The 18467-nt window shown below is 70.6% G+C and carries 19 protein-coding genes; 10 read left to right on the top strand and 9 right to left on the bottom strand.

All coding sequences use genetic code 11. From position 1 onward, the window contains the following. Positions 1–6: 6 nt before the first annotated feature. Together map and ACWDSJ_RS00490 are read left to right on the top strand one after the other, a co-directional pair. On the top strand, positions 7–774 hold the full coding sequence (gene map / locus ACWDSJ_RS00495) for a type I methionyl aminopeptidase (RefSeq protein ID WP_450028547.1): 768 nt from the start codon (positions 7–9) through the stop codon (positions 772–774). Positions 775–814: 40 nt separating this feature from the next. After that, positions 815–1195 (top strand): PPOX class F420-dependent oxidoreductase, encoded by a 381-nt coding sequence (locus ACWDSJ_RS00490; protein ID WP_387357316.1) that lies wholly within the window; start codon positions 815–817, stop codon positions 1193–1195. A 22-nt stretch (positions 1196–1217) separates the two neighbouring features. On the opposite strand, the gene ACWDSJ_RS00485 is transcribed toward ACWDSJ_RS00490, so the two are convergent. Continuing rightward, positions 1218–2372, bottom strand: a complete 1155-nt coding sequence (locus ACWDSJ_RS00485) for an epoxide hydrolase family protein (protein WP_450028546.1) — start codon at positions 2370–2372, stop codon at positions 1218–1220. Between the two features lie 62 nt (positions 2373–2434). On the opposite strand from ACWDSJ_RS00485, the gene ACWDSJ_RS00480 reads away from it, so the two are divergent. Further along, the gene (locus ACWDSJ_RS00480) at positions 2435–3403 is read left to right on the top strand and encodes a helix-turn-helix transcriptional regulator (protein WP_450028545.1); all 969 of its coding nucleotides are present in this window, start codon (positions 2435–2437) and stop codon (positions 3401–3403) included. Here ACWDSJ_RS00480 and ACWDSJ_RS00475 read toward each other — a convergent pair. From ACWDSJ_RS00475 to ACWDSJ_RS00455, 5 genes are all read right to left on the bottom strand, one after another. Beyond that, positions 3400–3930 carry a hypothetical protein gene (locus ACWDSJ_RS00475; RefSeq protein ID WP_450028544.1) on the bottom strand — a complete coding sequence of 177 codons (531 nt, stop codon included), beginning with the start codon at positions 3928–3930 and terminating at the stop codon, positions 3400–3402. The genes ACWDSJ_RS00480 and ACWDSJ_RS00475 overlap by 4 nt on opposite strands. 287 nt (positions 3931–4217) lie before the next feature. Then, a complete protein-coding gene (locus tag ACWDSJ_RS00470; protein WP_450028543.1) occupies positions 4218–5360 on the bottom strand; it encodes an RNA polymerase sigma factor in 1143 nt (380 codons plus the stop codon). Next, entirely contained in the window at positions 5357–5764 is a 408-nt protein-coding gene (locus tag ACWDSJ_RS00465) for a YciI family protein (RefSeq protein WP_387357311.1), read from the bottom strand. The genes ACWDSJ_RS00470 and ACWDSJ_RS00465 overlap by 4 nt, the downstream gene beginning before the upstream one ends. 46 nt (positions 5765–5810) lie before the next feature. Next, complete coding sequence (locus ACWDSJ_RS00460) at positions 5811–6308, bottom strand: pyridoxamine 5'-phosphate oxidase family protein (RefSeq protein ID WP_450028542.1); 498 nt, start codon at positions 6306–6308, stop codon at positions 5811–5813. A 122-nt stretch (positions 6309–6430) separates the two neighbouring features. Continuing rightward, on the bottom strand, positions 6431–10075 hold the full coding sequence (locus ACWDSJ_RS00455) for a cobaltochelatase subunit CobN (protein ID WP_450029008.1): 3645 nt from the start codon (positions 10073–10075) through the stop codon (positions 6431–6433). Positions 10076–10745: 670 nt separating this feature from the next. On the opposite strand from ACWDSJ_RS00455, the gene ACWDSJ_RS00450 reads away from it, so the two are divergent. The 3 genes from ACWDSJ_RS00450 (at position 10746) to ACWDSJ_RS00440 (ending at position 12669) form a co-directional block, all read left to right on the top strand. After that, positions 10746–10982 (top strand): hypothetical protein, encoded by a 237-nt coding sequence (locus tag ACWDSJ_RS00450; protein WP_387357308.1) that lies wholly within the window; start codon positions 10746–10748, stop codon positions 10980–10982. 73 nt (positions 10983–11055) lie between these two features. Continuing rightward, positions 11056–12180 (top strand): precorrin-3B synthase, encoded by a 1125-nt coding sequence (gene cobG / locus ACWDSJ_RS00445; RefSeq protein ID WP_450028541.1) that lies wholly within the window; start codon positions 11056–11058, stop codon positions 12178–12180. A 54-nt stretch (positions 12181–12234) separates the two neighbouring features. After that, the gene (locus ACWDSJ_RS00440) at positions 12235–12669 is read left to right on the top strand and encodes an SRPBCC family protein (protein WP_450028540.1); all 435 of its coding nucleotides are present in this window, start codon (positions 12235–12237) and stop codon (positions 12667–12669) included. Here ACWDSJ_RS00440 and ddaH read toward each other — a convergent pair. Further along, entirely contained in the window at positions 12614–13513 is a 900-nt protein-coding gene (ddaH, locus tag ACWDSJ_RS00435) for a dimethylargininase (RefSeq protein WP_450029007.1), read from the bottom strand. The two genes, ACWDSJ_RS00440 and ddaH, sit on opposite strands and share 56 nt — an antisense overlap. A gap of 151 nt (positions 13514–13664) precedes the next feature. Between ddaH and ACWDSJ_RS00430 the strand changes: the two genes are divergently transcribed. The 4 genes from ACWDSJ_RS00430 (at position 13665) to ACWDSJ_RS00415 (ending at position 17106) form a co-directional block, all read left to right on the top strand. Continuing rightward, positions 13665–14102: an Lrp/AsnC family transcriptional regulator gene (locus ACWDSJ_RS00430; RefSeq protein ID WP_387357305.1), complete on the top strand. Its 438-nt coding sequence runs from the start codon at positions 13665–13667 to the stop codon at positions 14100–14102. 38 nt (positions 14103–14140) lie between these two features. Continuing rightward, positions 14141–14776 carry a precorrin-8X methylmutase gene (locus tag ACWDSJ_RS00425; RefSeq protein WP_450028539.1) on the top strand — a complete coding sequence of 212 codons (636 nt, stop codon included), beginning with the start codon at positions 14141–14143 and terminating at the stop codon, positions 14774–14776. After that, positions 14773–16455, top strand: coding sequence for a precorrin-2 C(20)-methyltransferase (locus ACWDSJ_RS00420; protein WP_450028538.1), 1683 nt, complete (start codon positions 14773–14775; stop codon positions 16453–16455). Before ACWDSJ_RS00425 ends, ACWDSJ_RS00420 begins: the two co-directional genes overlap by 4 nt. Before the next feature lie 105 nt (positions 16456–16560). Further along, entirely contained in the window at positions 16561–17106 is a 546-nt protein-coding gene (locus tag ACWDSJ_RS00415; RefSeq protein WP_387357302.1) for a PadR family transcriptional regulator, read from the top strand. On the opposite strand, the gene ACWDSJ_RS00410 is transcribed toward ACWDSJ_RS00415, so the two are convergent. Both ACWDSJ_RS00410 and ACWDSJ_RS00405 read right to left on the bottom strand, forming a co-directional pair. After that, positions 17031–17834 (bottom strand): cobalt-precorrin-6A reductase, encoded by an 804-nt coding sequence (locus tag ACWDSJ_RS00410; RefSeq protein WP_450029006.1) that lies wholly within the window; start codon positions 17832–17834, stop codon positions 17031–17033. The two genes, ACWDSJ_RS00415 and ACWDSJ_RS00410, sit on opposite strands and share 76 nt — an antisense overlap. Then, the gene (locus ACWDSJ_RS00405; protein ID WP_450028537.1) at positions 17831–18436 is read right to left on the bottom strand and encodes a hypothetical protein; all 606 of its coding nucleotides are present in this window, start codon (positions 18434–18436) and stop codon (positions 17831–17833) included. The genes ACWDSJ_RS00410 and ACWDSJ_RS00405 overlap by 4 nt, the downstream gene beginning before the upstream one ends. Between the last annotated feature and the right edge of the window lie 31 nt (positions 18437–18467).

Here is an 18467-nt window from a genome sequence, read left to right as displayed (position 1 = left end):
GTGGTCGTGGTCGAGTTGAAGAGTCCGGCGGAGATCGAGCGCATGCGGGTCACCGGGCGTTTCGTCGCCGATGTCCTGAGCGAGCTGCGCGAGCGCGCCCAGGTCGGGGTGAATCTGCTCGATCTGGAGAAGCATGTGCGCCGCCGCATCCAGGAGCGCGGGGCGACGTCGTGTTACTGGGATTACGCGCCCTCCTTCGGCCGCGGCCCGTTCCGCAATACGATCTGCCTGTCGGTCAATGACGCTGTGCTGCACGGTCTCCCGTTCGACTACACACTGCGCGACGGGGATGTGCTGAGCATGGATCTGGCGGTCGAGATCGATGGCTGGGTGGCCGATTCCGCCGTGACGGTCATCGTCGGTTCCGCGTCGGAGGAGGATCGCCGCCTGGTGCGCGCCACCGAGGAGGCCCTCGCGGCCGCCATCGCCGTGGCGGTGCCGGGCAATCGGATCGGCGACATCTCCGCGGCCATCGCCGGCGTCGCCCGCTCGTACGGTTATCCGATCAATACCGAGTTCGGCGGCCACGGCCTGGGCCGCACCATGCACGAGGATCCGCACGTCCCCAACAACGGCAAGCCCGGCCGCGGTTTCCGTCTGGTCCCCGGCCTCACCCTCGCCCTCGAACCGTGGTTCGCCGCCACCACCGACCGCATCTTCACCGATCCGGACGGCTGGACGCTTCGTTCCGCCGACGGCTCGCGCACCGCGCATTCGGAACACACCATCGCCGTCACCGAGGACGGGCCGACGGTGCTGACCCTCGCGGCCTGAGCGAATCCCCGTCCGGACAGGGACGGGTTAGGCTGCCCGAGTGGACAATCCCTTCGGTGCGGCCGGTACCGCCAAGTACGTGCTGCTCACGACGTTCCGTAAGAACGGGAATCCGGTCGGGACGCCGCTGTGGGCGGCGCTCGACGACGGCAAGTTGTACGTGTGGACCGCGAGTGACAGCTGGAAGGTGAAGCGGGTGCGGAACAATCCGGCCGTCACCCTGCAGCCGTGTTCGGTGTCGGGGAAGCCGCGAGGCGAGGTGGTGCGCGGGACGGGCCGGGTGCTCGACGAGGCCGGTACCGAGCGGGTACGGGGATTGATCAAACGCAAGTACGGGATCATGGGATGGCTGACGGTGAGCGGCAGCGTGCTGCGCCGCGGCCGGAGCGGGACGATCGGGATCGAGATCGCGCCCGAGTGAACCCGGCGACGCGGGTTTCGGATCAGGTCCGCAGCGGACCGAAGAAGGCACGCAGATCCGCGGTCAGCAGGGCGGGGACCTCCAACGCCGGGAAGTGCCCGCCCTCGGCATATTCGCGGTAGTGCTCGACGCGCCGCCCGGGATCCATGACCTTGCGCAGGACCGGATCGGCGTCGAAGACGGCCCAGCCCTGCGGAACCGCCGACGGAACGGTCCACGCGAGGCCGGAATGCGCTGCCTCCCACAGGAATCGAGCCGCGGAGGCCCCGGTCCGGGTGAACCAGTACACGCTCACAATCGCGAGGATCCGGTCCCGGCCGATGGCGTTCGCGGTGCCGGTCCAGGTGGTGAACTTCTCCGCGATCCAGGCCAGTTGCAGGACCGGGGAATCGGTCAGGCCGACGGCGAGACCATTGGGCTGGGTCGTTTGCAGGACCAGATATCCCTTGCGTTGCGACCAGTGTTCCCGCGCGGCGGCGATGACCGAGAGTTCGTTCTCGTCGAGGCCCTCGGGAATGGGGAACTGCTCGCCCGCCAAACCGAGTGAGCCGCGGTCGCTGGTGACGTGCGTGCCGATCACGCGATCGGGGAACAGGGCGGCGAGCCGCCCGGTCACCCCGGCCCCCACGTCCCCGCCGTGTGCCGCGAACCGCTCGTACCCCAGGCGCCGCATGAGTTCCGCGAAGGCATCGGTGGTGCGCGCCAGCTCCCATCCGGGGGCCGACAGCGGCGTTGAGAAGCCGAAGCCCGGTAGGGACGGGATCACGAGATGGAAAGCGTCCGAAGGGTTTCCGCCATGGGCGCGCGGATCGCTCAGCGGGCCGATCAGGTCCACGAATTCGACGAACGAACTCGGGTAGCCGTGCGTGATCAGCAAGGGCAGCGCGTCGGGTTCGGGTGAGCGCACGTGCAGGAAGTGGATGGTCTGGCCGTCGATATCGGTCGTGAACTGCGGGAAGACGTTCAGTTCGGCCTCCCTCGCGCGCCAGTCGAAGCCGCTCGCCCAGTACTCGGCCAGCTCGCGGACCGCGTGCACGGGAATGCCTCGCGCCCAATCGGTTTCGGTGCCCGGGACCGGGTCCGGCCAGCGGGTGCGGGCGAGTCGCTCGCGCAGATCGTCGATCTCGGACGTCGGGATCTCGATGCGGAAGGGACGGATGTCGGAGGAGTTCGTCATGACCGCCACGCTAGGAACGATCGCGGAAGACTTTCTTCCGCGATTCCTGGCAATCTCGGAGGATGTTGGAAACCTCCGCGCGGCTGCTCCGGCTGCTGTCGCTGTTGCAGGCCCGCCCCGACTGGCCTGGGCCCGAGCTGGCTCGGCGACTGGGCGTGTCGACCCGCACTGTCCGCACCGATGTGGAACGGCTACGCGCCCTGGGTTATCCGGTGACGGCGACGCCCGGTGTGGCGGGCGGGTATCGACTCGGTGCGGGTTCGGCACTGCCGCCGCTCCTGCTCGATGACGAGGAGGCGATAGCCGTCGCGGTGGCCCTGCGGACAGCCGCGGGCGGGGCGGTCACCGGCGTCGAGGAGACCTCGCTGCGGGCCTTGACGAAACTGCTGCACCTCATGCCGTCGCGGCTGCGTCATCGAATGGACACGGTGCTGGCGGCGATCGTGCACATCCCCCGCGTCGGGCCGACGGTGGACGCCGGGGTGCTCACGGAGGTCGCCGCCGCGATCCGCGGGCGGGAGCGGTTGCGTTTCGACTATCGGGATCATTCCGGGCACGCGACGGCGCGGGTCGTCGAACCCGACCGGCTCGTCCATCGTTCCGGCCGTTGGTATCTGGTGGCCTGGGACGTCGAACGCGACGATTGGCGGACGTTCCGGGCGGATCGGCTCACCCCGCGCACACCGACCGGACCGCGGTTCACCCCGCGGCCCTCCCCCGAGGGTGATGTCGCCCGGTATCTGGAACGCGGCATCGACACCGCGACATGGCGTTTCCGAGCCCGGGTGCGGGTGCACGCCTCCGCCGCGGCGATGCGCGACAGACTCCCCGCCGCCATCACGGTCCAGGCCGACGGACCGGACCGGTGTATCGCCGAGGTGGGTTCGGACTCGGCGGCCGCACTGACGCATTATCTCGGCCTGCTCGACACCGATTTCGAAGTGCTCGACTCGCCGGAGCTGGCCGAGCACCTGCGCCGCGTCGCCGAAAGGTTCCGGCGCGCAGCGGGATTCGCGTCCGGAGCGGGTTAGTGCTGGTTCGCGGCCACGACGCCGCCGATGATCCCGCCGATCACACAGCCGGGAATGATGCCGACGATCGCGAAGATCAACCCGATCAGCGCCCCGATCGCGCAGCCGAGCAGGACACCGCCGACGATGGTCTGGGTGTCCGCGATGAACTGCGGCGCGGCGACTTCCGGCACGGCCGCGCCGACCGGGCGCAGCGTCAGGGTCGTCGCGGCGGCGTCGACCTCCGGGGTCACCAGGACGTCCTGACCGGTGACCGTGCGCACCGCGGTCGGCACCGTGGCGATGATCGAGCCGTCGGGCGCCCGCACCGACAGCCCGCCCGCGGTCGCGACGAAGCTGCCGGAGTCGAGGGTCACCGTGGCGCTCGACCGATCCCGCGCCACGGCGGCGGTGTAGCCGACGCCGTGATCGGTGCCGCTGAGCACGGGGACCGCCGATACTCCCGCTTCGCCGTGGGCCGTGGCGGCGGCGACGGCCAGTGCGGCTGTCGATAACGCCGCCGCGGCGGCGTATTTCACCATTGTCATGTCATTCACCTGCCGTGGAGAGAGGATGCGCCTGATGCCGGGTGGGCCGATCGGCCTGTGCCCCAGCGACTTCCGTCTTCATCCTCCTCCGGCTTGCGAGACCGCCGAAGCCCGCGCTTCGAGGGGCAGCGAAGCCGGGGGCGACGTTGGTGCCTCGGCGAATCAGGGCGTGTCGTCTTACCGAGAGCTCCGCCGCCACGTTCGGGCGGGATACGGTAGGACCGGTTCCCGACCGGCCCGGACGATCGCCCGGATACCTTGCGGGAGTGGGGAACTCGCGCGGTCGGTCACCGCAGGAGTTGTCGTACCCGGGCCGCCTCGCGGGTGAGGTGGACTCGTTCCGGCGCGTTGGTCGCCGCCTCGGCGGCCTGGACGTACAAGTCGGCGGCGCGGGGGAGGTCGCCCGCGCGTTCGAGGAGGTAGGCGTGGACGGCGGTGTAGCGCGGGATGTCAGGGGTGACCTTGCTCAATTCGGCCAGACCTGCTTGCGCCCCGTCGGCCTCCCCCACCGCGACCGCGCGATTGAGGCGGACCACCGGGCTGTCGGTGAGGCGCAGGAGTTCGTCGTACCATTCGACGATCTGCACCCAGTCCGTCTCGGCGGTGCTCGGGGCATCGGCGTGGAGGGCGGCGATGGCGGCCTGGGCCTGGTATTCGCCGAGACGGTCGCGGGCCAGGGCGGCTTGCAGGATCGTCACGCCTTCCGCGATTAGCGCTGTGTCCCAACGGGTTCGGTCCTGTTCGGCCAGCGGGATCAGGCGGCCGCCGGGGGCGAGTCGGGAGGCGCGGCGGGCGTGGTGGAGCAGCATGAGGGCGAGCAGGCCCGCGACCTCGGGATCGTCGGTGGCCGCGGCCAGTTGGCGGGTGAGGCGGATCGCCTCGGCGGCCAGGTCGACGTCGCCGCTGTAGCCCTCGTTGAAGACGAGGTAGAGCACGCGCAGCACCGTCGGCAGGTCGCCGGGGCGGTCGAGCGGCAGGCCCGCCAGGCGGCGTTTGGCTCGGCTGATGCGTTGGGCCATGGTCGCTTCGGGCACGAGGTAGGCGGCCGCGATCTGGCGGGTGGTCAGACCACCGACGGCGCGCAGCGTCAGCGCGACCGCCGAACTCGGTGACAGCGAGGGGTGCGCGCAGAGGAAGTAGAGCCACAGCGAGTCGTCGCCGCCGGACACCGGTCCGGGCGGTGGCTCCGCCTCGGTCGCGAGTTCCCTTCCGCGCCGGGCGTTCTCGGATCGGGTGGCGTCGACGAACTTGTGCCACGCGGCCGCGACGAGCCAGCCCTTGGGATCGCGCGGCGGATCGTCGGGCCAACTGGCCAGGGCGCGGATCAGCGCTTCCTGCACGGCGTCCTCGGCCGAGGCGAAGTCCGCTCCGCGCCGGACGAGGACGCCGATCACCGCGGGCACGAGCTCCCGCAGCAGCGCCTCGTTCACTCCGTCACCGTGGGCATCGCCTCGAAGAACGGCCGCAGTTCGAGCCACTCCCCGATCGGTTTCCCGCCCGCCCCCGGGGCCGCGGACAGTTCGGCGGCCAATTCGAGGGCACGCTCGTAGCTGTCGACGTCGATGACCATCCAGCCCGCGATCAGATCCTTCGTTTCGGCGAACGGCCCGTCGGTGACCGGCGGGCGGCCCTCGCCGTCCGAGCGGACGAAGGTGCCCTCCTGGGAGAGCGCCTGACTCTCGACGAATTCGCCGGTCGCCTCGAGGCGGGTGGCGAAATCCGCCATGTACTGCATGTGCGCGGCCACCTCCTCGGGGGTCCATTGGTCCATCGGCACGTCGTGGACGGGGGCCGGGGCGCCTCGATAGTGCTTTAGCAGCAAGTACTTCGCCATCGTTCTTCTCCTCGTCGGTCTGTGGGTCGTGCTGTCCGTGCGGGTTTCAGGCGTCCTGCCGTTCGGCCCGTTGCCGGACCAGTTCCTCGACGGCGCTGGGCAGGGTGGTCTCGAAGTCGATGAGTTTCGCCCAGGTCGGGGTGATGACGATCCGGACCATGCCGTCGTAGAGCGAGCGGATCTCGGCCTCCCAGGCGACGCGCTGTTCGGGGGTCATCTCGTAGGTGCCGTTCATCTGGAGGTACTCCTCCGGGATGCCGTCGACCACGTCCAGTTCGGCGCGCCCGCGCAGCAGCAGGATCTTCGGCGGGTGGACCTCGGTGTCGATGGTGAGGGCGACCATCGGATTGCGGCGCAGCGCGGGCAGTTTCGGCGCGTTTTTCGTGGTGCACAGGACGATCCGCGAACCGTTCCAGGTGAACGCGATCGGGATGCTGCGCGGCGTGCCGTCGGTGGCGACGTAGGCCAGCCGGGTCAGGTCGCGGGCCAGCAACTCCCGGCTGATCGGCCGGTTCAGGATCTCGGTGATCTCGTGCTGTTCCATGGGTATCGCTCCTGGTGTCGAGGTGGTCGAGCCGCCGTCATCGGCTGCTCGTACCCCTGGGACGGAGCCGCCGACACGTTCTCGACATCCGCGCGCACGAATTCTCGAATATTTTTTCCGGCCTACTCCAGCTCGCCCTCGGTCTCCAGATACACCTGCTGGAGCCGCCGCAGGGTCTCGGCCTCCGGGTGCTCCCACAGCCCGCGCTGCGCGGCCTCGAGCAGTCGTTCGGCGATGCCGTGCAGCGCCCACGGATTCGACTGCTCCATGAACTTGCGGTTCACCTCGTCGAAAACGTAACTCTCCGAGAGCTTTTCGTACATCCAGTCGGCGACCACATTGGTGGTGGCGTCGTAGCCGAACAGATAGTCGACGGTCGCGGCCATCTCGAACGCGCCCTTGTACCCGTGGCGGCGCATTGCCTCGAGCCAGCGCGGGTTGACCACCCGGGCCCGGAACACGCGAGTGGTCTCCTCCGACAGGGTGCGGGTGCGCACGGCGTCGGGGCGGGTGCTGTCGCCGATGTACGCCTCCGGATCCTTACCCGTGAGCGCGCGCACGGTCGCGACCATGCCGCCGTGGTACTGGAAGTAGTCGTCGGAATCGGCGATGTCGTGTTCGCGGGTGTCGGTGTTCTTGGCGGCCACCGCGATCCGGCGGTAGGCACTGCGCATATCGTCGGCGGCCGGGGCGCCGTCGAGGTCGCGGCCGTAGGCGTAGCCGCCCCACGCCGTGTACACCTGCGCGAGGTCGTCGTCGGTGCGCCAGCTCTTGGAGTCGATCAGTTGCAGCAGGCCCGCCCCGTAGGTGCCGGGCTTGGAGCCGAAGATGCGGGTGGTGGCGCGCCGGGCGTCGCCGTGCTCGGCCAGATCGGCGCGGGCATGGGCGCGAACGTAATTCGCCTCGGCGGGCTCGTCGAGCTCGGCGACCAGGCGCACCGCGTCGTCGAGCAGCGTCACCACATGCGGGAACGCGTCGCGGAAGAAGCCGGAGATGCGGACGGTGACGTCGATGCGGGGCCGGTCGAGTTCGGCGAGATCGACGGCCTCGATGCTGGTCACCCGGCGGCTGGCCTCGTCCCACACCGGTCGCACGCCCAGCAGCGCGAGCACCTCGGCGATGTCGTCTCCCGAGGTCCGCATGGCCGAAGTGCCCCACACCGACAGACCCACCGAGCGCGGGTACTCACCGTGGTCGGCCAGATACCGTTGCAGCAGTGAGTCGGCCATGGCCTGACCGGTCTCCCACGCCAGCCGCGAGGGCACGGCCTTGGGGTCGACGGAGTAGAAGTTGCGCCCGGTCGGCAGCACATTGATCAGCCCGCGCAGCGGCGAACCGCTCGGCCCGGCCGGAACGAAACCGCCGTCGAGGGCGTGCAGGATCCGGTCGATCTCCACCCCCGTCTCCCGCATCCGGGGCACGACCTCGAGAGCGGCGAAACGCAGCACCGCGCGCAGCGCGTCCAGCCGGTCCGCCGGGACGGGTACGCGGTCGGGGGCGGAGGCGCTGGGGTCGAGGATGCTGGGGCCGGAGGCGCTGGGGTCAAGGGCGCTGGGGTCAAGGACGCGCTCGGGGCCGGGGGCGCTGGGGTCGGGGGCGCGACCTGGGCCAGGGACGCGGTCGGGGGCGGGGGCGACGGGGGCGAGGACGCGGGGGTCAGGGGCGCTGTGGTCGAAGTCGCGGCCGGGGCCGGGGGCGTTGGGGCGGGGGGTGCTGGGGTCAGGGATGCTGGGGGCGGGGACGCGATCGAGGTCGGGGGTGCTGGGGTCGGTGACGAGGCGGGTGAGGATCTCGTCGACCGCGTCGGGTGACCAGTCGGCGGCCTGCAACGCGGACAGCAGGGTGCGGGCGTGTGCCTCGACGGTGTCGACGCGGTCGCGTGATTCGGTGCCGGATTCGTTGAGTCCCAATGCCTCTCGTAGGCCGGGCACGGCGATCTCGCCGCCCCAGAGCTGTCGCGCGCGCAGCATCGCCAGGACCAGATCCAGCTCGCCCTCGCCGACCGGGGCCTGGCCGAGGACGTGCAGGCCGTCGCGGATCTGCACGTCCTTGATCTCGCACAGCCAGCCGTCGACGTGTAGCAGCATGTCGTCGAAGGAGTCCTCGTCGGGGCGCTCGGTCAGGCCCAGATCGTGGTCCATCTTCGCGGCGCGCATCAGCGTCCAGATCTGCTGGCGGATGGCGGGCAGTTTGGCCGGGTCGAGCGCGGAGATGTTGGCGTGCTCGTCGAGCAGCTGCTCGAGCCGGGCGATGTCGCCGTAGCTCTCGGCGCGGGCCATCGGCGGGATGAGGTGGTCGACCAGGGTGGCGTGGGCGCGGCGCTTGGCCTGGGTGCCCTCACCCGGATCGTTGACCAGGAACGGGTAGATCAGCGGCAGATCACCCAGCGCGGCGTCGGTGGCGCAGGCCGCCGACATGCCCAGCGTCTTACCCGGCAGCCATTCCAGATTGCCGTGCTTGCCCAGATGCACCAGGGCGTCCGCGCCGAACCCGTCCGGATCGGCGAGCCAGCGGTAGGCGGCCAGGTAGTGGTGGCTCGGCGGCAGATCGGGATCGTGGTAGATCGCGACCGGGTTCTCCCCGAAGCCGCGGGGCGGCTGCACCATGAGCACGACATTGCCGAAACGCAGTGCGGCGATGACGATTTCGCCCGCCGGGTCGGCGGAGTGGTCGACGTAGAGTTCGCCGGGCGGCGGACCCCACGCCTCGACCACGGCCTCCCGCAGCTCCTCGGGCAGAGTGTCGAACCAGGCGGCGTAGCGGCGGGCGCCGATGCGGATCGGGTTGCCCTCGAGCTGTTCGGCGGTGAGCCAGTCCGGGTCCTGTCCGCCCGCGGCGATGATGGCGTGGATCAGCGCGTCGCCGTCGCGCTCCTCGAGGCCCGGGATCTCGCCGGGGGCGCCGAGATCGTAACCGGCCGTGCGCATTTCGGTGAGCAGGCGGATCGCGCTGGCCGGGGTGTCCAGGCCGACGGCGTTGCCGATGCGGGCGTGTTTGGTGGGATAGGCCGACCAGACCAGGGCGATGCGCCGCCGTTCGACGGGAATGTGGCGCAGGCGGGCGTGCCGTACCGCGATGCCCGCCACGCGCGCCGCGCGTTCGGGGTCGGGGACGTAGGTGGACAGGCCGTCGGCGTCGAACTCCTTGAACGAGAACGGGACCGTGATGATGCGGCCGTCGAATTCGGGCACGGCCACCTGGGTCGCCACGTCGAGCGGGGTGAGGCCGTCGTCGTTGTCCGCCCACTGGGCGCGGCCGCTGGTCAGGCAGAGCGCTTGGAGGATGGGCACGTCCAGGTCGGCGAGTTCGCCGATGTCCCAGGCGGCGTCGTCGCCTCCCGCCGCGGCGGTGGCCGGTTTGCTGCCGCCCGCGGCGAGCACGGTCACGACGAGCGCGTCCGCGGCACGCAGGGTCTCGATCAGTTCCGGTTCGGCGGTGCGCAGCGAGGCGCAGTACAGCGGCAGCGGGCGGGCCCCGGCGTCCTCGATGGCCGCGCACAGGGCGTCGATATAGGCGGTGTTGCCCGCCAGGTGCTGGGCCCGGTAGTAGAGCACGGCGACCGTGGGCACGGAATCGTCGAATTCGCGTGCGGCGCGCGGCAATTCGCCCCAGTTGGGCAGGTGGACGGGCGGTTCGAAGCCGTGGCCGGTGAGCAGGACGGTGTCGGAGAGGAAGTTGTGCAGTTGGCGCAGATTGTCCGGTCCGCCCGCGGCGAGGTAGTTGTGGGCGTCGGCGGCGACGCCGCCGGGCACGGTCGACGCCTCCATCAGCTCGGCGTCGGGGGCCATCTCGCCGCCGAGGGCCACCAGCGGAATACCGCTGGCGCGCACCGCGTCCAGGCCCTCCTCCCAGGCGCGGCGGCCGCCGAGGATGCGCACGATCACCAGGTCCACACCGTCGAGCAGGGCGGGCAGGTCGTCGAGGAGCAATCGCGCGGGGTTGGCGAGCCGATAGGCCGCGCCGCTGGCGCGGGCGGACAACAGGTCGGTGTCGGAGGTGGACAGCAGCAGGATCACGGTTCGGCCTTCCTCGGGTGACGCGCCCAGCACGGATTCGCGCTCGCCGAGAGGGTCTGGCTGTCACAGTGGCGCGACCGCACCGGAATTGCACCGGTTTCCTCGTAGTCGACGAGCCCCCGGATGCTACATCGCCCCCGGGTGGGCCACGGCTTCCGGCCGCTGCCCGCACCGACAACGATGCATGCCGCGCGAACCCCGCGCAACGACTTCTTCACAGCCGCACCCCTTGTTCGAATCCGCACCCCTTGCAGGGCCTGGAGGGGGTGCGGATTCGAATAAAGGGTGCGGCTGGGTAGGTGAGATTTGGGATGTTTCGGGTGTTTTCGACCGACCGGTCGGAGCGTACGCTGTGGGTATGCCGAACTCACCTGGGTGGGCCAGGCGGAATCGATTCGCTGCCTGGTCGGGAATTGTGTGCATGATGGTTGCCGTTGCATTGCTGGCCATGGCGCTGGCGGCCGCCGCGGGGAACAACAGAGGGTTGGCGGTGGCGGCCGCGGGGGTGTGCGCCGGGGTGGCGGTGACGGGGCTGCTGGTGTTCGAGTCGACCGCGCGGCGGGATCGGGTCGATCATCACGAGACGCCACATCTGTTGTCGGACAGCTATGTTCCGGATCCGCCGTGGGCGGGACGGGATCGGCGTTTCGACGTGTAGCGACAACGAGCGGACGAGCCGTCGGTTGCCGGGCCGTGTTCGTGTCGGTGGGTGTCCGTAGTCTGGGGTGGTCATGAACCGCTCCGAACCCGACTCCTGCCCCGGCGTCCTGCGCCTGCATCAGGCCGCCGATGGTCCGTTGGCCCGCATCCGGCTACCGGGCGGCATCCTGCGCCCGGATCAGTTGCGGGTGCTGGCGGCGGCCGCGAGCGATCTGGGTGACGGCGCGCTGGAACTGACCTCGCGGGGCAATGCGCAGTTGCGGCGGATCCACGACGCGGAGGCGCTCGCCGCGCGGCTGGCGACCGCGGATCTGTTGCCCAGCCCGACCCACGAGCGGGTCCGCAATATCGTCGCCTCCCCGCTGTCGGGGCGGGTGGGCGGCTGGGCCGATGTGCGGGATCTGGTGCCCCGTCTCGACGAGGCGATTCGCGAAGCCCCCGCGTTGGCCGGGCTGCCGGGACGGGTGTTGTTCACCCTCGACGACGGGCGCGGGGATGTGAGCGGCCTCGGCGGCGACATCGGGGTGCACGCCACCGACGCCGACGAGTTCGCGCTGCTGCTGGGTGGACGCGACAGCGGGGTACGGCTTCGGTACGGGCAGGCGATACCGACGTTGATCGCGGCGGCGCGCACGTTCCAAGAACTCCGCGGCGACAGGTGGCGGCTGCACGAGATCCCGCACGGCGCGGATCGAATCCTCGCGGCGCTCGGCCTGGAAGCGGTGGCGGAACCGCTGGAAATCGCCGTGCGCCAAGACAATCCGATCGGCTGGTTCACCCAGGACGACGACCGGATCGCCCTGGGCGCGGGGGTGCGCCTGGGTCGGCTGCCCGCCCGCACCGCCGAATTCCTCGCGGCCGTGGAGCGTCCGGTGATCATCACGCCGTGGCGCGGTCTGGTGCTGCCCGATCTGGACGAGTGGGCGGCCGAGCAGGTCGTGCGCGTCCTCGCCCCGATGGGACTGATCTTCGACGCCGAGTCGCCCTGGCTGCTGGTCACCGCGTGCGCCGGGCGGCCCGGCTGCGCGAAATCACACACCGATGTCCGCTCCGACGCCGCGGCCGCCATCGAGTCCGGACAGGTGGTGAGCCGCCAGCACTGGTCCGGCTGTGAACGCCGCTGCGGCCGACCCCGGGGCGAGGTCCTCGATATCGTCGCCACCCCGACGGGTTACCGGGTGGACGAGGAAATCTGATCGCGTTCGGCGACAACGCCTTTGGCGGCCCGGCAACTTCGATACCGTTGACGCATGACACACACCGCGTTCGCCAGTTCCGTGCTCGACGCGCCGATCGATCGCGTGTGGGCGTTCTTCGACGACTTCGACGGGCTGGCCGCATTCCATCCGGCCATCGTGGCGAGCCGCATCGAGGACGGTCCCGGTCCGCGTGAGGTCGGCGCGGTCCGATATCTCACGCTGGCGGACGGGTTCGTCCGGGAGCGGCTGCTGAAGTTCGAGCCGTCGAATCACGAATACGAGTACTCGATCATCGAATCGTCCATGCCGATGCGCGAGTACGTGGCGGGCGTGCTGCTGACGCCGGTCACCGACACGGGTGCGACCTTCGCGCAGTGGTGGGCCGACTTCACCGTCGAGGGCGCGGATCCCGCGGAATTCGCCCGGTTCGTCAGTGAGCAGGTGTTCGCCGCCGGGCTGCGTGCGGTGGCGGAACGGTTGCGTTGAGGCTCGGCGGCAAATGCAGTTCCAGCGTGCAGCATTTCACGCTGCCGCCCGCCTTGAGGAGTTCGGAGAGGTCGACGCCGACCGGGCGGAAGCCGCGTTCGGTGAGGTGAGCGGCGAGGTGTGGGGCGCGGTCGGTGAGGAAGACGTGGTGGCCGTCGCAGACGCCGTTCAGGCCCAGGACCTCCGCGTCGGCGTCGGTGGCGATGATCGCGTCGGGGAAGAGGTGGGCCAGCAGGGCGGCGCTGGCGGGGCTGAAGGCGGGCGGGTAGTAGGCGATGGTGTCGCCGAGGGGCATGAGGGCCGTGTCGAGATGGTAGAGGCGGGGGTCCACCAGATCGAGGGTGAGGACGGGGAGGCCGAAGAAGCGTTCGACCTCGCGGTGGGCGGCGGGTGAGCTGCGAAAACCGGTGCCCGCCAGGATGAGTCGGCCCACCACGGCGAAATCGCCTTCGCCCTCGTTGATCTCGGCCGCCGCGGCGACCTCGGTGAGGCCGAGGCGGGACAGGCGGTGGTGGTAGGCGGGGCCCTCGGCGCGGCGTTCGGGGGTGGCGAAGCGGGCCGACAGGGCGCGGTCGCCGATGACCAGGCCGCCGTTGGCGGCGAAGACCATATCCGGCTGATCCAGTTCACCGTCCACGACGTGCACGGTGTGTCCGTGGCGTTCGAAGGTTCGGCGCAGGGTCTCCCACTGGTCGAGCGCGCGGGCGCGGTCGACGGGCGCGCTCACGTCCATCCACGGATTGATCGCGTACCGGACCTCGAAGTGGTCGGGTCGGCACATGAGGAAACGGCGGGGCGTGAACCGGCGGAGGTCGGCCGGTGCGGGGGCGGGCAGCGTGGTCACGACGGTCAACGAGGCTCCCTCGGTTCGGCGCGCAACAGGTTGAGACGACGGTATGTGGCGTAGCGTTGCGTCAGGAACACCGAATCGTTGCGTGATCACCCTTCTCGGCGAAGATTCATTGCGCCGCATCGAAACAGATTGGGAGCGGCCCGTGGACGACCTGGATCGGCGGATACTCGCCCATCTCCTGCGGCACGCCCGCGCCTCGTTCCAGGAGATCGGCGCGGCGGTCGGACTGTCCGCGCCCGCGGTCAAGCGTCGCGTCGACAAGATGGTCGCGGGCGGGCAGATCACCGGCTTCACCGCGCTGGTCAATCCGGCCGCGCTGGGCTGGCGCACCGAGGCCTATGTGGAGGTCTACTACCGCGACAACATCTCCCCCGCCGAACTGCGCCGCAGTCTCGAACCGATTCCGCAGGTCGTCGGGGTGTGGACGATCGCGGGCGAGGCCGACGCCCTGGTGCACGTGATGGCCACCGATATGGCCGAGATCGAGTCGACGGTGGAGCGGATCCGCAAGAACACCAGCGTCGGGCGCACCCGCAGCAATATCGTGATGTCCCGGATTCTGGAGCGCCCCCGCACCTGATTCGAGCCCGGCCGCGGGGCGCTTCTAGGGTGGACGCCATGTCCGACGTGCGCACCGGCTACCTCACCGACGGGGCCGAGATCTACCGGCGGTCGTTCGCGACCATCCGGGCCGAGGCCGATCTGGCCCGGTTCCCCGCCGAGGTGGCGCAGGTGGTGGTGCGCATGATCCACGCCTGCGGGCAGGTCGACCTCGCGGGCGATGTCGAGTTCAGCGACGGAGTGGTCGCGCGGGCGCGCGCGGCGCTGCGGTCGGGCGCGCCGATCCTGTGCGACGCCACCATGGTCGCGTCGGGGGTGACGCGCCGCCGCCTGCCCGCCGACAACGAGGTGCTGTGCCTGCTCGCCGATCCGCGGGTGCCCGAGCTGGCGCGGCGAATGGACACCACCAGATCGGCCGCGGCGCTGGAACTTTGGCGGGACCGGCTGGCGGGCGCGGTCGTCGCGATCGGCAACGCGCCGACGGCGCTGTTCCACCTGCTCGACATGCTCGACGCCGGTGCGCCGAAACCCGCTGCGGTGCTGGGCATTCCGGTCGGCTTCATCGGCGCGGCGGAATCCAAACAGGCCCTCGCGGCGTACGGCGGGGTCGAGTTCTTGACGGTGCGCGGGCGGCGCGGCGGCAGTGCCATCACCGCCGCCGCGCTGAACGCGATTGCGAGCGAACAGGAATGAGCGGCAAACTCTGGGGAATCGGCCTGGGCCCGGGGGATCCGGAACTGGTGACGGTGAAGGCGGCCCGCGTCATCGGCGCGGCCGATGTGATCGCCTTCCACAGCGCGCGGCACGGGCGCAGCATCTCCCGCGGTATCGCCGCGCCCTATATGCGGCCGGGGCAGCTCGAGGAACATCTGGTCTATCCGGTGACCACCGAGACCACCGGTCATCCCGGCGGATATCAGGGCGCGATCGAGGAGTTCTACGAGGAGTCGGCGGCGCGGCTGGCCGCCCATCTCGCGGCCGGGCGCTCGGTGGCGCTGCTGGCCGCGGGCGATCCGCTGTTCTACAGCTCCTATATGCACATGCATCGGCGGCTCGCGGACCGTTTCGAGGCCGAGATCATCCCCGGCATCACCTCGGTCAGCGCCGCCTCCGCCGCGCTGGGCACGCCGCTGGTCGAGGGCGATCAGGTGCTGACCGTACTGCCCGGCACCATGGCCCCCGACGACCTCGCCCGCCGCCTCGCCGGCACCGAGGCCGCCGCGATCATGAAACTCGGGCGCACGTATCCGGCTGTGCGCCAAGCCCTTACGGAATCGGGTCGGCTCGACGACGCGTATTATGTCGAGCGCGCCAGCACCGGCCGTCAGCGCGTACTGCGCGCGGCCGACGTCGACGACGCCGAGGTCCCGTACTTCGCCATCGCCCTGGTTCCCGGGCCTCGCCCGACGACACCGATCCACCTGTCGCGAGAAATCGACGACGCGAAGGGCCGTCAGCGCGGACCCCACGCGAGTACTGCCGCCGAGTACGACGCGACCGTCCACCGGCCGGACGTCGTCCCGGCCGGGCTCGACACCGCGACGGAGCGCGCGACCGACGCGGACGTCACCCGGACCGCGGCATCCGTCCGGCCCGAAACCTCCACGGACACAACGACCCACACCGTGGGCGAGGTCGTGATCGTCGGACTCGGACCGGGCGCGGCGGACTGGACCACCCCCGAGGTGACGCGAGCCCTGGCCGAGGCGACGGACCTCGTCGGATACACCACCTACATCGACCGGGTGCCGATCCGGGACGGACAGCGGCGGCACGCGAGCGACAACCGGGTCGAATCCGAGCGGGCCGCAATGGCATTGGACCTCGCGCGGCGCGGGGCCCGGGTCGCGGTGGTGTCGTCGGGGGATCCGGGGGTGTTCGCCATGGCGGCGGCGGTGGTCGAGGAGTCGGCGGATCCGCGGTGGCGCGAGGTGCCCGTGCGGGTGCTGCCGGGGGTGACGGCCGCCGCGGCGGTGGCCTCCCGGGTGGGCGCGCCGCTGGGTCACGACTTCGCCATGATCTCGCTGTCGGATCGGCTCAAGCCGTGGCAGACGGTGGCGCGCCGACTGGCGGCCGTGGCGGCGGCCGATATGGCCATCGCCGTCTACAACCCGGCCTCCTCGCAGCGCACCTGGCAGGTGGCGGCCATGCGGGACCTGCTGCTCGACCATCGCAAACCCGATACGCCGGTGGTGCTGGGGCGCGATGTGGGCGGCCCGACCGAATCGGTGCGGGTGGTGACGCTGGCCGAACTCGATCCGGCCGACGTCGACATGCGCACGCTCGTCATCGTCGGCGCGTCCACCACCAGCCGCTTCGACACGCCCGGCGGCACGCGGGTGTTCACAGCGCGGCGCTATCAACCCACGTAGGGGGTTTCCGCCCCGGTTCGACAACGCGGCGGGACCCCTTCATAGTTGAAGACCCAACTACCTGTAACATCCCACTGTGGAGTGTCGACGTTGGAAGGGGCGGCCGTGACCGACGGTGGATCCAAGCGGGGGCTGAACTCGACGGCGGCGTCGCTGCTCGGGTTCCTGCACGAGGGCCCGATGTCGGGCTGGGATCTGGTGAATCTGGCCCAGGAGCGGATCGGCGACTTCTGGACCATCACGCAGAGCCAGGTGTATCGGGAACTGGCCACGATGGATCGGGCGGGTCTGGTGACCAAGGGCGAGACGGGCGCCCGGGACCGTACGCCGTATCACATCACCGAACCGGGCCGGGAGGAGTTCGCGGAGTGGATCGCCCGCGATCCGGGGGCGGAGACGATTCGGGTGCCGTTGCTGCTGACATTGTCGTTCGGGCGGTTCGTCGAGCCCGCGCGGCTGGAGCGGATCATCGCGTCGAATCGCGAGATCCATCAGCAGCGGCTCATGCGGTATCTGGCCGAGGACCCCGAACCCGAATCGCGGTACGAGCGAGCCACTCTCGACTTCGGGATTCGTTACGAGCGCGCGGTGCTGGAGTGGTTCGACCGGTTGCCGACACTGCTCGGCCGGTCGGTGCCCGAACGGGCCTGAGCGCGGAGCCATTCCAGGGCCGCCGCCACCGTGGGCACGACGGTCGCGCCGTCGGGCAGGGGCGGGCGGTCGATCATCAACACGGGAATCCCGCGCTCGCGGGCGGCGTCGAGTTTGGCGGAGGTGTCCGCGCCGCCGCTGTCCTTGGTGACCACGACATCGATGCGGCGGTCGGCGAGCAACCGGCGTTCGGCGTCCGGGTCGAACGGCCCACGCGCCAGCATGATTTCGTGACGCGGTGGCAGTGCGCCGGTGGGCGGATCGATGGCCCGGATGAGGAACCACGGCTCGGCCAGGTGGGCGAAGGCGGCGACGCCCTGGCGGCCGATGGTGAGGAACACCCGCTCCCCCAGTGTCGCAACGGTTTCCGCGGCGGCGGCGAGGTCGGGGACCCGAATCCAGCGGTCGCCGGATCGTTCGGCGTAGCCGGGCCGCCGCAGGTACAGCAGCGGCACGCCGAGCGCCGCCGTGGCCTCGGCCGCGTGCGCGGAGATGGTGGCGGCGAACGGATGGGTGGCGTCCACCACGGCCTCGACTCCGTTGTCGGACAGCCAGTTCCGCAGGCCCGCCACGCCGCCGAAACCGCCGACGCGGACCTCCCCCGACGGCAAGACCGGTGTGCGCACCCGACCGGCGAGCGAGGACACGATCTCGAGTCCGCGCTCGCCGGTGGCGTCCCCGGCCAGCTCCCGCGCCTCGCGGGTGCCGCCGAGGATCAGGATTCTCAGGGCTGGCCGCCGAAGTAGGCGAAGGCCGAGTCGATCAGCGGCTGGCCGCCCGCGACCAGCAGGCCGATCACCGCGCCGAGCGCGGCGCCCGGGATCACCGGGAACACGCCGAGGATCAGGCCGATCAGACCGCCGATGACGGCGCCGACGGCCGCGCCCAGCGAGGCGCGCTGCAATTCGGAGAAGAACCACTCCTGCGAGGAGATGTCCTTGGCGGTCACGGTGTGCGCCTGCGGGGTCAGCGTGAGCTGGGTGCCGTCGGCGGCGACGGCGGCCGCGATGTTCACCTTGTCGCCGCTGGGCTGCACGGTCAGCGGAAAGCGGGTGACGACCTGGCCCGCGTTGTCGGCCAGGGTGACCGACTTCCCGTCGCTGTCGAGGCTGAACTTACCGCCGGTGACGGTGGTGACCACGGACTTGCCCGCGTCGACCAGGGTGGCGGCGTATCCGACGCCGTGATCGGTGCCCTGCACCGACGGCGCGGCCTCGCTCTGCACCTGGGCGGGCGCCGCGGGGGCGGGCTCGGCGGAGGCGGTGCCGGCGGCGATACCGGTGGCCGCGGCGGCGATGAGCGCGGTCGCGGCGAAGGTGGTGACTCTCATATGAACTCCGGAGGCAGATAACAATCGGATT

The organism is Nocardia sp. NPDC003482, assembly GCF_053588115.1.
This window is presented reverse-complemented; position numbering and strand designations above follow the sequence as displayed.

What these genes read in the sequence shown, in the direction of transcription:
- ACWDSJ_RS00485 (WP_450028546.1), bottom strand. Translation starts at nt 2,372, where the DNA reads ATGACGAACTCCTCCGACATCCGTCCCTTCCGCATCGAGATCCCGACG.
- ACWDSJ_RS00480 (WP_450028545.1), top strand. Translation starts at nt 2,435, where the DNA reads ATGTTGGAAACCTCCGCGCGGCTGCTCCGGCTGCTGTCGCTGTTGCAG.
- ACWDSJ_RS00475 (WP_450028544.1), bottom strand. Translation starts at nt 3,930, where the DNA reads ATGACAATGGTGAAATACGCCGCCGCGGCGGCGTTATCGACAGCCGCA.
- ACWDSJ_RS00465 (WP_387357311.1), bottom strand. Translation starts at nt 5,764, where the DNA reads ATGGCGAAGTACTTGCTGCTAAAGCACTATCGAGGCGCCCCGGCCCCC.
- ACWDSJ_RS00460 (WP_450028542.1), bottom strand. Translation starts at nt 6,308, where the DNA reads ATGGAACAGCACGAGATCACCGAGATCCTGAACCGGCCGATCAGCCGG.
- ACWDSJ_RS00455 (WP_450029008.1), bottom strand. Translation starts at nt 10,075, where the DNA reads ATGGAGGCGTCGACCGTGCCCGGCGGCGTCGCCGCCGACGCCCACAAC.
- ACWDSJ_RS00450 (WP_387357308.1), top strand. Translation starts at nt 10,746, where the DNA reads ATGATGGTTGCCGTTGCATTGCTGGCCATGGCGCTGGCGGCCGCCGCG.
- cobG (WP_450028541.1), top strand. Translation starts at nt 11,056, where the DNA reads ATGAACCGCTCCGAACCCGACTCCTGCCCCGGCGTCCTGCGCCTGCAT.
- ACWDSJ_RS00440 (WP_450028540.1), top strand. Translation starts at nt 12,235, where the DNA reads ATGACACACACCGCGTTCGCCAGTTCCGTGCTCGACGCGCCGATCGAT.
- ACWDSJ_RS00425 (WP_450028539.1), top strand. Translation starts at nt 14,141, where the DNA reads ATGTCCGACGTGCGCACCGGCTACCTCACCGACGGGGCCGAGATCTAC.
- ACWDSJ_RS00420 (WP_450028538.1), top strand. Translation starts at nt 14,773, where the DNA reads ATGAGCGGCAAACTCTGGGGAATCGGCCTGGGCCCGGGGGATCCGGAA.
- ACWDSJ_RS00405 (WP_450028537.1), bottom strand. Translation starts at nt 18,436, where the DNA reads ATGAGAGTCACCACCTTCGCCGCGACCGCGCTCATCGCCGCCGCGGCC.